This is a genomic window from Deinococcus radiodurans R1 = ATCC 13939 = DSM 20539, from assembly GCF_000008565.1.
GTDB classification, from domain to species: domain Bacteria; phylum Deinococcota; class Deinococci; order Deinococcales; family Deinococcaceae; genus Deinococcus; species Deinococcus radiodurans.
Genome location: NC_001264.1, coordinates 352,574 through 364,799, shown reverse-complemented (window position 1 = coordinate 364,799; position 12,226 = coordinate 352,574). Strand labels below are relative to the sequence as shown.

Below are 12,226 nucleotides of genomic sequence, written 5' to 3'. Positions count from 1 at the left end.
ACGCGCGGCGAAGTCCCTCACGCCGTTCTCTCGATCACCAGCGCGGTGGCGTTGTCGGGCGCCCCGGCGTCCAGCGAAAGCTGCACCAGCCGGTCGGCCAGCGCCTGCGGGTCGCTTTCTCCGAGCAGCAGTTCGTTCAAGGTAGCCGGTTCCACCTCGCCCCACACGCCATCGGTGACGATCAACACGCGGCTGCCCACCGGCAGTTCCAGCGGCTCGGCGAGCGTCTGCACATAGTCGGGCTGTGGCTGGCGCAGGCTCCCGAGCGAGCGCAGCACCTTGTTGCGTTCGGGGCTGACCTGCGCTTCCTCGGGCGTCATCTGGCCGCTCGCGACCATCGCCGCGACGAAGGAGTGGTCCTGCGTGAGCTGCCGCACCTCGCCGTCCATGCGGAGGTAAGCGCGGGTGTCGCCCACATGCCCGAGTTGCAGCTTGGTGCCGCGCAGCTCCACGCCGCTGATGGTGCAGCCGCCGTCGCGCCCGTTCATGGCCGTGAGCACCGCCGCGTTGGCGTCCCAGACCTGTCCGGGAAGGTCCGTCTTGTCGGAGTTCAGGAAGGCCTGCACCGCCGCCTGACTCGCCACCTCGCCCGCCGCCATGCCGCCCATGCCGTCGCAGACGCAGGCCCGCAGGACGAGGGTTTCCTCGGCGTCGGCTTCCATTTGATATTGCCAGTAGCCGTAGGAGTCTTCGTTGGCCGGGCGGTCGGGGTTGAGGCCCACCGTGGTGCGGGCGGCCACCCGGTAGATGGGCAGCGGCGCGGCGTTGAGCCGGGTCAGAGCCGTGAGCAGCTCCTGCGGGCGCGTCCTGACCGGCGCGGGGGAGAGCATCCCCGCGAGCAGTTGCGGCACGCCCGGCACCTTGAGGCTACCGAGTTCGATGAGAGAGGGACCACCGGGTGGGGGCGTCTCCCCGGTCAGCCAGCGGTAGAGCAGCGCGCCGAGCAGGTACACGCCCGCCGCTCCGTCTGCCGCTTGCCCCGCGAGCACTTCGGGCGCCGTCAAGCCGTCGCGCAGGGCACCAGGATCGGGTTCGCCCAGCCGCACCACGCGGGGAGGCTGGCGCAGTTTCAGGCCGCCCTCCCCCCGCACGAGCTGCTGCGGGTCGAGGTCGGTCAGCGCGTAGCCCTGCTTTTCCAGCGCGAACAGCAGCCGGGCGAGGTCGCCGAGGGAAGCCAGCGCCTGCGGAGTGGGCAGGGTCGCGGGCAGCTCCTCGCCGCTCACCGGCTCGACCACCTGCACCTCACCGGCCTGCCGGGTGCGCGGCAGCAGGCGGTGCGGGCGCAGCGTGGCCCACTGCGGGTCGGGGCGGACGTAGACGAGTTGGGGCTGCGTTTCCCCCTCCGTCTGCTCGCCGCTCGACCGGGCGGTGAACCAGCCGCGCCCGAGGTCGTCTTGCAGCGTCCACTCGCCCAGCACGTCGCCGGGCTGCGGCCCCTGCGCCGGCACGCTGGGTTCGTAGACCTGCTCTTCGAGGTCGTTGGTGACGCCGGCCTGCGGAGCGGTGACGGGCGCGGGTTCCTCGGCGGGCGCGGCGGCGGCAGGCTCAGTCGGCTGGGCCGCTTCTGCCGGTTCCTCGGCGGGAACTTCAGCGGCGTCCGTTTCCTGCGCCAGCTCTTCCAACTCCTCGGGGTCAGGCGCCGGGCTCTCGCTCTCGAAGCGGTTGATGGCCTTTTCCTCGGGGGTAAAGGCTTCGTCCGCCTCGGTCGCGGAAGCCTCGGGCGTGGCGTCCGGGTCGGCGCTCACCACCAGGGTCTGCGGCAATTCGCTGGGCGGGGCGCCTTCCGGGGCCGGGGGAGCAGGCTCAGGGGCCGCCCCACTCGCGTCGTCGCCGAACTGGATGTCAATGCGCGGGTGGTTCTCGTTCACGTCAGTCCTGGTGGAAGGTGAGCATCAGGTTGCCGAAGGCGAGTTCGTCGCCGTCCGACAGCGCCGTGGGCTCCTGCAAGCGCGGTGAGAAGGCACTCTGGCCGCCCTTGCGCACGAACACGCCGTTGGTGGAGCCGAGGTCGCGCACGAACCACTGGCTGCCCTCGCGGTAGAGCTCGGCGTGGTGACGCGAGATGTGCTCGGCGCCCGGCAGCGAGGAGAGGTCGATGTCCACCGGGCCGCTCGACGCATCGAAGCGCCCGACCATCAGCCGCTCACCTTGCAGCGGAATAAAGTCGCCGGTCGCGCTGCCGAACTTCTTGATGCCCAGTTTGGCCTCGCCGGTGCGGGGGGTGCCCGAAGCGGTGGGAGCGGCAGCCACAGCAGGAGTTTCGGTCGTTGCCGTCTCCATCGCCGCCGCTTCGGGGTTGGACATCTCAGGGGCATTGGCGCTCACGGCGGCGTCGGTCAGCGGGGCGTCGGCGGTGCTCGTCAGGTCAGGGTTGACGGTAGGGGCCGGCTCGGATTCAGTACCAGTGGGGGCGGCTTCCACCTCGTTGGCGCCAGTGTCGGCGGGCACCGACTCGTCCATCACCGGGGTCGCGGTGGGCGCTGCCGGTACCGTTTCGTTCGTCGTGTTGTCCCCAGTCGCGCTGTCGGTCGCGGGCGCTTCCAGGCCGCTCGGCACGCTCGCCTGCGAGTCCAGCGCCGGTGCGGGCATCACCGGGGCGTCGGGAATGCTGGGGGCAGGGGGAATGTTGGGCGCCCCGAGGTCGGGCTGGCTGACGGTAGCGTCGTTCGTCGTCATGGCCGACGCCTCCGGGGCCGCCGCCTGAGCGGTCGTGTCGCTGGTCGCGGTGCTGGCTTTGAGCTCCACACCGCAGCCTTCGCAGAACTGGGTGCCGGTGGGGTTGACGGTGCCGCAAACTTCGCAGGTGATGCTCATGGGAGGCCTCCTGGGGCTGAGTGAAGGGGGAAAGTCAGGGTGTGCGTTTAGAGGATTTGACAAAAAGATGGCACAGCTTGTTGGCGAGCGGACTGGTACAGCTCGCAGAGAGCGAGTACAAAAGACTGAGCAGGACGGACTTGCAAAGCCGCGAAGCGGAGAATGGAGCGAGTGGCGGTGCTGTTCCGACGCACGCGTAATTCGGAGAACTGCTCTAGATGCGCCGAATCAGCCGCATCAGAATGAGCGAGACCACGATAGCGGCGACGCTCGCGGCAATCACAGTGGGCGGCCTATAGCCAAGGTTTTGACATACGCTGGAGGTAATCGCCGCCGCGAAGATGGGCAGCGCCACCGGCAACGCCCACCACAGCAACTGCCCGAGCGCCAGCCCGGCGAGGGCTCCGATCCCGGCGCCCGCCATCACACTGAGTTCAGGTGGAGAAATGATTTGCCAGGCCGGCGTCTGCGCCATGAGTATGCCGCCACTCAAGGCGCTGAGCACAGTGATGGCGACCACGACCAGCCGCCGCCCCAGCGTTCCGTCACGGGGCGCGGCGGGGCGCCTGGGGCCAGGAAAGGGGGTGGGAGGGGGCGCAGGGCGCTGGGGCGCTGGCGCAGGGATGGGAATGGGAGCGGGTGCCGGTGCAGGGCGCCGGGACTGCCTCCGCGCCTCCTTGCGGACTTCTTTTTCCAGCTCCCGGAGCCGTTTTTCCACCTCCCGGTCCGTTTGCGGGTTGGGCATCGGAGTCGGAGTAGGCGCTGGACTTGGACGCACCGGCTGAGATTGGGGCTGTGGAGCCGGCGCAGCGGCGGGCGCCGCCGTGACCGTCACCGTTCCCTCTCCGCGCAGAATCCGCCGCAGGGCCTGAGCACTCTGAGGCCGGTTTTCGATGCGCGGCGCCATGCAGCTCAGCACCGCTTCACGCAGGTTGGGCGGGGTTCCGGGGGGCAGCGGCGGCAGCGGCGTGCCGAGCGAGAGGTCGGTAGCGGCGGGCGGCATCTGGCCGGTCAGGGCGTGAAACAGGGTCGCCCCGAGCGCGTAGAGGTCGGTGTACGGCCCGAACTTGGCGGCGCTGCTGTACTGCTCCAGCGGCGCGTAGCCGGGCGTGACCAGCCGGGTATGCGCCACCGTCTTGCCGCTGTCGAAGGCGCGCACCGAGCCGAAGTCAATCAAAATGATGCGGCCCGAGTGGTGCAGAAAAATATTGTCGGGCTTGATGTCGCGGTGGAGCAGCCCGGCGGCGTGCACGACCTCGAGCGCGTGCGCCACCGAGTCGGCCACCTGCGCGGCGATGAGCGGCGGGAGCGGCCCCCGCTTCTGAATGGCCTCGCCGAGCGTTTCGCCTTCCAGAAACTCCATGACGAGGTACGCGGTGCCGTTCTCCTCAAAGTAATTGAGCACCCGCACGATGCTGGGGTCGCCAAAGCGGGCGAGCACCTGCGCCTCTTCCAGAAAGCCGCGCCGGGTGGCCGCGAACACCTCCGCGCCCTGGCTGAGCGGCGGAATCACGTTCAGGCCGCGCCGGGTGGACCCGTCCACGAACAGTTCCTTGACGGCGACCCGCATCCCCAGCCGGGTGTCGCGGGCGTCGTAGGTGATGCCGAAGCCGCCCTGCCCGAGCACCCGGTCGAGCACGTACTGCCCGCCCTGCAACGTGGTGCCGGGCGGCAGCGTGAGCAGCGCGGTGGCCCCGCCCCGGCCCAGCGCCGCGCCGCAGACATGGCACACCGTATCGGTCGGCGCGGCGGGCGAACCGCAAAAAGGACAGGTCTGGGGGGCCGTCACCCGCTTCAGGCTCCGGTCATGCGGCGGATGTCCTCATCGGACGGCAGGGCGGCGTCGCTGCTGAGGGTCTGGGTCTTGGCGCCGATTTTGAGCGTCTTGGCGGTGCCGAGGCTGATGGTCTTGGAGCTGCCGAGTTCGCCGATGGCGCGGTCGAGTGCCTGCGTCATGGCGCCGTTGCCGAGGCGCTGGGTCATGGCGCGGGCCTGCTCAAGCGTCTTGGCCGCCTGTTCGGGGTTCTGGTTCGCCTCGCGGGTGGCCTGCGCGACCAGCCCCTCGATGTTGCGCTGCTGCACCCAGCCCATGACCTCGGGGTCTATCCGGGCGGCCAGGGCTTCCTCGCCGGTAAATTCCACCACCACGTCGAGCGGGGGAATCTCGCCCCGGTAGTTCGCGCCGGGCACCTCGTAGGTCAGGCCGAGCTGCGCGAGCCGCATCTTGGTCGCCGGGCGGGCAGGCAGGGTGAACTCCAGCACGAAGGTCGCCCCGCTGCCCGCGTCCACGTTGCCGAGCGGGAGAGGCCCGTCGGCCCGCAGCGCCACCTCGGTCTGGGTGGGCTGCACGCGGGTGACGCGCTCGAGGACCACGTCTTTGACGGTGCGGACCGAGAGGGCCACGCCCGTGACCACTTCGGCGGCGGCTTTTTGCAGGTCGCCGAGCAGCGCGGCAGGCAACTCGGAAGCGCGGATGGCGGGCGGCTGCGGATTTTGCGTGTCGGGCACGATGTCGAGCGGCTGCCCCTGCGTGCGGTCGGCGATGGCGGTGAGCAGGTCGGCGTTCACCTCGTCGCCCACGGCCACCACCGTCACGGGCACTTGCAGCCCTGCCAGGGCGCCGATCTGGTCTTCCACCAGCGGCGCGTCGAAGGTCTGCCCGTCGCTGATCAGCACCATGCGGCGGCTGCCGCGCTCGCCCGTGAGCAGGCCGGCCCCGGCGCGCATTCCCGCGCCCATGTGGGTGCCGCCCGAGTACCAGTCGAGCTTGTCCACGGCGGCGGCGAGCTGCGCCTGATTGCTGGCGGTGATGAATGGGACAAGGACCTCGGCGGTGTCGTCGAACTTGACCAGCGCGAGGCGGTCGCCCGGCCGAATCAGGGTGGAGGTCACGATGCCGCGCAGCGCCTCGATCATCAGCTGCATCTTGTTTTTGCCGCCCTTGACGACTTCGTAGACCTGACCGTCCACCTGCGTCGTGCGCCCGGTGCGCTCGGTGGGTTCGGTCACGACCTCGCGCATGGAGCCGGAGGTGTCCACCACGAACACCACGCTCAGGTCGGGCCGCGCCTGCCGCGCCTCGGCGGTGGGCTTCACGGTCAGGGTCAGAAAGAGTTTCTGGCCGGCGGACTGCGCCAGCAGGTATTCACGGTGGGGTTTCAGCTTGGCCTCTAGCATATTCAGCGCTCCTTGCGTGCAATTTCTGTGGGCAAGTATAGGTGCCGGGACAAAGCGGCCATGAGCCGGGGCCTCACGCGGATTTACTAGAGCATTTGACAAAAAGATGGCACAGCTTTTTGGCGAGCGGACTGGTACAGCTCGCAGAGAGCGAGTGCAAAACGTTGAGCAGGACGGACTTGCAAAGCTGCGAAGCAGACTGGTACAGCTCCTCAGGAGAGAATGGAGCGGCCAGCGGCGCCGCTGCCGACGCACGCGTCATTCGGAGAACTGCTCTAGGAGCGCGGTAGGCGAGAGTTCAGCCGTTCAGCCGGGCGCCGCCCTCACCGTGCCCACCAGGGAAAAGTGAAAGGCCGGGCCATCTTCCACTCCCCCTCGAAGATGTCTTGCATCCGGGCAATGGCCCCGGCGTCACTCGTCGCCAGCGTGTATTCGCTCAGTCCCGCCGGCCCGAACGAGGAAAAATGCAGGTTGGTGCTGCCGAAGACCGCCATTTCTCCGTCCACCACGATGGCTTTGGTGTGCATCGGGTGCCCGGCCCAGCGCACTTCCAGCCGGTCTGCGGCCCCGGTTCCCGCCAGCGCGTCTTGCAGGCTGCGGACCAGGGCGGCGGCCTCGAACTTCATCGGATAGGCCTGATCGAGCACCAGCCGCACGTGGACTCCCCGGCGCAGCGCGTCGGCCACGGCCTGCCACGCCGGAAGCCGTGCGTGGCGAGGTCGCAGCCCTGCGGCGTGCCCAGCGTGAGGTCGCAACTGAGGTCGCCGCTGACCTGGGTTTGCAGCAGGTCGATGGAGGTCTTCGCCGCCCCCAGCAGCGCGGTGAGGGCGTGGTCGGCAGCCGTCACGCCGCTGCGGCGGTAGAGCGAATAGACGTTGGCGGTGCCGGCGGGCGCGGCGGGCGGCCACAGCAACGTGAAGGGCGCACTCTCGCCGCCCAGCGGACAGGCCCGGCGCACGCTCAGGGCGGTGCCGGGGCGCGTGCCCGCTGGGCAGGTCAGGCGCTCGCTCAGTTGCCAGGTGTCGTAGAACGCAGCCACCGCGTTGCGGGCGATGGGGCCGCGCACCACCAGCCCGAGGTCGCGCAGGCCCTTGCCCCCTGCTTCTGGTGACAGGTGCAGGGTGCTGATGTTGTAGCCCCCCGCCACGACCTCCTCACCGTCGAGCACCAGCAGTTTGAGGTGGCTGTGCGGCGCGGCGTAGCTGAAGTTCGCCACGTCCAGCCGCCAGCCGCCCTCTGCCTGACCGCTGAGGTCGAGTCCCGCGCCGAGGAGGTCTTTGACCGCGTAATCCAGATTGGCGCGGGGATCTGCCGGGCGGTCAGGCCGCACCGAGTTGCCGAGCAGCACGCGCACGCTCATGCCCTGCGGGTACTGTTCGGGGTGGGCCAGGACATTGCGGCGCAAGTCGGCCAGCGCGGCAGCGATAAGCTGGCCCGGTGCGCCCTGGCCCTCGTCCCACACCATGTTCGCCAGCAGGACACTGCTTTTCGCCTCCTGAATGCGGCGGGCGAGCTCGGCGTAGCTGCCCCAGGGGTGCGCGGCGGCAGGGCCGGGAAATTCGATGAGCGCCTCAAAGCGGTTGCCGCAGCTCAGGTTGGCCCCTTGCCCCTGCAATTCCTGGGAGAGCAGCCGGTCGAGGCGGCCAGCCGGCGGTGGGCAGGACGCCGTGCCCAGCCCGTCGAGCACGTTCAGGTCGGCGGGCGGCAGCGACCCGGGCAGGACGTTGAGGCCAAGGACGCGAAAGCCCTGCGCATGGGCGCTCCCCGGGGTCAGGCACAGGGCCAGGGCGAGCAGCAGGCGCCTTTTCATTTCTTTCCTCCCAGGGTTTCGAGCCAGTCTGCCGCCTCACGCGGCGCGTCGTGCTGCCGCAGCTCGTGCCCCAGCTCGCCCGCCTGCTCGCGGAAGGCCGGTTCGCGCAGCACCCGCCGCACCGCCGCACGAATTCGGGCAGGTGAAGGCGTGGCCGTGCCCAGGTTCAGGCCCGCGCCGCTGTACGCCACCCGCGCCGCGACCTCGGCCTTGTCCTCACTGCGGCCCGCCACCACGCACGGCACGCCGTGGCTCAGCGCCTGCACGGTGCCGCCATACCCGCCGTTGGTGAGGGACACCGCGACGTGCGGCAGCAGCGCCGTGAAGGGGACGAACGCCGCCGCACGCGCATTGGCAGGCAGCGGGCCGAGGCGCTCAGGGGCCACGCCCGCCGCCACCACCAGCACGTCCTCGTCGGCCAGCGCGGCCAGGGCTGGGCGCAGCAGTTGCTCAGGCCGGGTCGCCAGCGTGCCCTGCGTGACGAGGACCACGGGCCGCTCAGCAGTCAGAATGTCGTTCCACCACGCGGGCGGCGTGAACTCGCCAGCGGGCAGCACCAGCGGTCCAATGAAGCGCACCTGCGGCGGCAGGTCACGCCGGAGGTATTCCAGGCGCGGCACGCTCGGTTGCAGCATCAGCGAGGGGGCGACGGGCGGCGCAAAAGAACGAGCCGGCAGTCCCAGCCACGTGCAAAGGTCGGCGAGCTGCGCGGAGATGCCCCGGAACACGACTCGCTCAGTCAGCACTTGTAAAGCCCTGTTCCTGAGTTGACCGGCAGCCCCCCCCAGCGGCGCGAGGCCCAGCCCGAAAGGCGCGGTGTCCCGGCTGGCAATCCCCAGCGGCAACACGCCGAGCAGCGCCACCGGCGGGCCGCCGAGTTCCTCGCGCAGCAGCGCCGCGCCCACCGTCTGGTCGGCCAGCACCACGTCGGGTCGCCAGCGCCGCTCGAGGTCGCGCAGGTCGTAAAACTGCCCTTCCATCTGCCCCACGAAGACGTGCCGCAGGTCGAACAGCAGTTGCGCCAGCCCGCGCCGGGCACTGCGGCCAGGGAAGGCGGCGTCGAAATTCGCGTCGTCGTAGTCGCGGGCGTGGACGAAGCCCTCCCACACGGCGCCTGCCGCTTCGACCTGGGGCCGGAACTTGCGCCCGGTGTACCAGCGCAGCTCGTGGCCGCGCCGGGCGAGTTCGCGGGCGATTTCCCGGAGCGGCAACACGTGTCCGGCGATGGGCTGCGAGGCGATGAGGATGCGCATCAGGATGACTTTCTCACAGCCAGCGCATGGTGAATGTTGCGGCGAGCAGCGGTTGTGCGGGCGACTTCAGCAGGCCGGCGAGCAGCGCCTCGCGCAGCGGCTGGGTCAGCCCACCCCGGGCCGGGCGCCCCGCCGCCATGTTCAGCTCGGCCTGCCGGCTGGCGAGCGCACTGGACCGCAGGCGGCGGCGCTCGAAGGCGTGCCAGTCGCGGTCAGTCACGGTGTCTCCCCGGCACGCCCGCGTGAGCAGCGGCGCGAGGGCCAGGGCGTCCAGCCACCCGAGCGTCATGCCCTGCCCGCCGATGGGGCTGACCACATGCGCGGCGTCGCCGACGAGCAGCAGCCGGCCCTGCCACATTCGCGCCGCTTGAAAGCGCTGCACCCCGAAGGCGCTGAGCATCCGGCATTCGGAGGTCGGAACCGGCAGGCCGGTGCGCTCGCGGATGATGCGGGTGAGGTCCTCAGGCAGCGGGTCAGCCAGAGCTTGACCGAGATGCACCACCCAGCGTCGCAGGCGGCCCGGCAGCGGAAAACATTCCACCACGCCGCCCGGCTTGATGAACACCACAGCGTCGTCGCCGAAGGGTGTGGTGTCGGGAAAATCGCCCATCAGGTAGGGGTCGGGGTAGGGGCCGCCGTGAAACCCGATTCCCGCCGCCGTCCGCACCGCCGAGCGCCAGCCGTCCGCCGCCACGACGAAGCGGGCACTCAGGCGCTCCTCGCGTCCGTCCTGGGTGACCGTGACCTCGCAGTGGCCTCCCAGGTCACGCACCTCGCGCACCTCGCAGCCGCGCCGCAGGGCGTCCGGGGCGAGGTCGTCCAGGCGCTCCCAGAGCCGCCGCTCGGTTTCCACCTGCGGCAGCGCCAGGATGAACGGGTAATCCCGTCCCGCCCCGGTCATCGGCAGTTCGCCGAGCACGCCCGTCTCCCCGATGACCAGCCCGCGCCGGATTTTGACGGCGGCCTCCACGATGGCCGGGGTCAGGCCGATGGACTCGAACGCCCGCAGAGCCGGTGGGTGAAGCCCGATGGCGCGGGAATGTTCCCAGGGTGCCGTGCGCCGCTCGCAGACCTGCACGCTCAGGCCGCTTTTTGCCAGCAGCGCTCCCAGAAATGTCCCCACCGGCCCGCCGCCCACCACCAGCACGTCAAGCACGCCCGGCCTCATGTTTCAGCAGCAGCCGGAACGGAAAGGGCCGCGTGACCTGCCAGCCCGCCGGGGCAAGGCGCCGCAGTTCGTCCTCCCGGAAGCTGCGGCGCACGGAAAGCGTGCCGTCATAAAGGATGAACGAGTCGCGGAACAGCGGCGCGGCGAGCAGCGCAAAGCCCGCGTAGGCCAGCGGGTGCCGCTCGATGTCGCTGTGCAGCGTGACGCCCCGGCACAGACCCTCGCAGTCGCGCAGCAGCTCCGGCACCTCGGCGTCGGTAAGGTGGTGCAGCACGTGGTTGGAAACGATGAAGTCGAAGCGCTCGCCCCCACGCAGCAGCTCCCCGCTCAGCGCGGCCCGGAAGCTCAGGCCGGAGCGCGGCGGCTGCGCCTGGGCGTAGTGAATGGCCCGCTCGTCGGCGTCGATGCCCAGCACCCGCAGGGAAAAGCCGTCCCGCGCCGCCCAGCGAAGCAATTGCCGCGCCAGGTCGCCCCCACCGCAGCCGATGTCGAGCAGCGTCATGGCCCGGTCCCGCCGCAGCCGGGGCCGCAGCTCGCGCCGGTAGACCACTTCCCAGCCCGAAACCAGCGCGTTGACCTGCTCGAACTGCGCGTAGGTGCGCTCAAGCTGGCGCAGGTCGCACGCCGGGTCGTCCATCAGCTCCGGGACGTTCTGCTCACGGCGACTGAAATCGGGCCAAGTCCTATTCACTCGCCCCCACCGCGGTCATCAGCCCCGATTCCACCGTCAGGCCCGGCCCGAAGGCCATCGCGCAGACCCGTTCGCCGTCCCTGACCTCTTCCAGCAGGTCACGCAGAATAAACAGCACCGTCGCGCTGCTCATGTTGCCGTAGCGCCTCAGCTCCTCACGCGAGGCGTGCATCTGCGTTTCGCTGAGGCCCAGGCTGCCTTCCACCTTGTCCAGAATGCTGCGCCCACCGGGGTGCACCGCCCAGTGCTCGATGTGCTCGCCCGCCTGCGCGAGTTCGCCCGGCAGCGTGTGCAGCAGCGGCCCCACCGCGCCGTGCAGGTGGGTTTCGATCAGGCGCGGCACGTAGCTGCTCAAGACCATCTGGTAGCCCTGGTCGCCAATCGTCCACGCCATGTCCTTTTCGCCCTGGTCGGGCGGGGTGAGCGCCGTCTCGAAGGCGTCGAAGCGCAGCGCCGTCCGACCCGTGACGGGAGGCTGAGCACTCACCACCACCGCCGCCGCGCCGTCGGCAAAGACCGCGCTGGACACGATATCGTCGGGGTCAGGCGACACCTTGACGTGCAGGGTGCAGAGCTCGGCGCAGATGACGAGCACGTTGGCTTGCGGGTCGGCGTCGCAAAAGGCCCGCGCCATCCGCAGCGCCGGAAACGCCGCGTAGCAGCCCATGAACCCGACGTGAAAGCGCTGGGTCGTGGCGGGCAGGCCCAGCGCCCGCACCACCAGATAATCGGGGCCGGGCGCGAAAAAGCCCGTGCACGACACCGTGACGACATGGGTGATGTCCTCCGGCGCCAGTCCGCTGCCCTCCAGTGCCCGCCGCCCGGCATCGATAAACAGTGGCGTGACCTCGCGGGTGTAGACCTCGTTGCGTAGGCCGGTGCCCGGCGAGAGCATCTGCCCGCTCACGGCGTCGAAAAAGGGGCCGCCCGCGCCCAGGTAATCGGGAATTACGCTGTAGCGGGTGTCGATGCCCGAGGCATTGAAGGCACTGGGAATGAGCCGCTGTGCCAGCCGGTCCATTTGCGGCTGCGCCCGAAGCAGGTCACGAATCAGGGTCTGGGGATAAGCGGTGCCGGGCACGGCGGTGGCGGCGGAGATGAGGTAGGCCGTCAAGGGCAGCGTCCTGGACGCGGGGTGCCGCCCGCCCGGTGCAAATAAGCTGACATTCTTCAGTCTAGAGTTTTTGTCCCTGTGGGACTGACCGGTTTGCTGAGACGGGTGAGGGGAGCGAGGCGACTGGGCATGACAGCTCCCGGCAGGGTGCGCTCTGCCGGGAGGGAGTGCCGGGCCGGTCCTACCGGTGGCCAATCAA

Annotated in this window: 10 protein-coding genes; all 10 read right to left on the bottom strand. The window is 70.0% G+C overall.

Annotated features, from left to right (window positions below; all coding sequences use genetic code 11):
- Window positions 1–17: 17 nt before the first annotated feature.
- The 10 genes from DR_RS15275 to DR_RS15225 all read right to left on the bottom strand — a co-directional run bounded on the left by DR_RS15275 (window position 18) and on the right by DR_RS15225 (window position 12,027).
- Window positions 18–1,868, bottom strand: a complete 1,851-nt coding sequence (locus DR_RS15275) for a PP2C family protein-serine/threonine phosphatase (protein ID WP_010889593.1) — start codon at window positions 1,866–1,868, stop codon at window positions 18–20.
- A gap of 1 nt (window position 1,869) precedes the next feature.
- The gene (locus DR_RS15270) at window positions 1,870–2,814 is read right to left on the bottom strand and encodes an FHA domain-containing protein (RefSeq protein WP_010889592.1); all 945 of its coding nucleotides are present in this window, start codon (window positions 2,812–2,814) and stop codon (window positions 1,870–1,872) included.
- 214 nt (window positions 2,815–3,028) lie between these two features.
- Window positions 3,029–4,603: a serine/threonine-protein kinase gene (locus DR_RS15260; protein WP_010889591.1), complete on the bottom strand. Its 1,575-nt coding sequence runs from the start codon at window positions 4,601–4,603 to the stop codon at window positions 3,029–3,031.
- A gap of 5 nt (window positions 4,604–4,608) precedes the next feature.
- Window positions 4,609–5,991: a vWA domain-containing protein gene (locus tag DR_RS15255; protein ID WP_027480136.1), complete on the bottom strand. Its 1,383-nt coding sequence runs from the start codon at window positions 5,989–5,991 to the stop codon at window positions 4,609–4,611.
- Between the two features lie 323 nt (window positions 5,992–6,314).
- Window positions 6,315–6,677, bottom strand: a complete 363-nt coding sequence (locus DR_RS15250) for a phospholipase D-like domain-containing protein (RefSeq protein ID WP_164928024.1) — start codon at window positions 6,675–6,677, stop codon at window positions 6,315–6,317.
- On the bottom strand, window positions 6,614–7,801 hold the full coding sequence (locus tag DR_RS15245) for a hypothetical protein (protein ID WP_010889589.1): 1,188 nt from the start codon (window positions 7,799–7,801) through the stop codon (window positions 6,614–6,616). The genes DR_RS15250 and DR_RS15245 overlap by 64 nt, the downstream gene beginning before the upstream one ends.
- Complete coding sequence (locus DR_RS15240; protein ID WP_010889588.1) at window positions 7,798–9,054, bottom strand: glycosyltransferase; 1,257 nt, start codon at window positions 9,052–9,054, stop codon at window positions 7,798–7,800. Before DR_RS15240 ends, DR_RS15245 begins: the two co-directional genes overlap by 4 nt.
- A gap of 13 nt (window positions 9,055–9,067) precedes the next feature.
- A complete protein-coding gene (locus DR_RS15235) occupies window positions 9,068–10,210 on the bottom strand; it encodes an FAD-dependent oxidoreductase (protein WP_187767773.1) in 1,143 nt (380 codons plus the stop codon).
- On the bottom strand, window positions 10,203–10,913 hold the full coding sequence (locus DR_RS15230; protein WP_010889586.1) for a class I SAM-dependent methyltransferase: 711 nt from the start codon (window positions 10,911–10,913) through the stop codon (window positions 10,203–10,205). The genes DR_RS15235 and DR_RS15230 overlap by 8 nt, the downstream gene beginning before the upstream one ends.
- On the bottom strand, window positions 10,906–12,027 hold the full coding sequence (locus DR_RS15225; protein ID WP_027480137.1) for a type III polyketide synthase: 1,122 nt from the start codon (window positions 12,025–12,027) through the stop codon (window positions 10,906–10,908). Before DR_RS15225 ends, DR_RS15230 begins: the two co-directional genes overlap by 8 nt.
- Window positions 12,028–12,226: the final 199 nt, after the last annotated feature.

Excerpts from the sequence above, each read along its gene's own strand:
- DR_RS15270 (WP_010889592.1), bottom strand. The coding sequence starts at position 2,814 with ATGAGCATCACCTGCGAAGTTTGCGGCACCGTCAACCCCACCGGCACC.
- DR_RS15255 (WP_027480136.1), bottom strand. The coding sequence starts at position 5,991 with ATGCTAGAGGCCAAGCTGAAACCCCACCGTGAATACCTGCTGGCGCAG.
- DR_RS15245 (WP_010889589.1), bottom strand. The coding sequence starts at position 7,801 with ATGAAAAGGCGCCTGCTGCTCGCCCTGGCCCTGTGCCTGACCCCGGGG.
- DR_RS15240 (WP_010889588.1), bottom strand. The coding sequence starts at position 9,054 with ATGCGCATCCTCATCGCCTCGCAGCCCATCGCCGGACACGTGTTGCCG.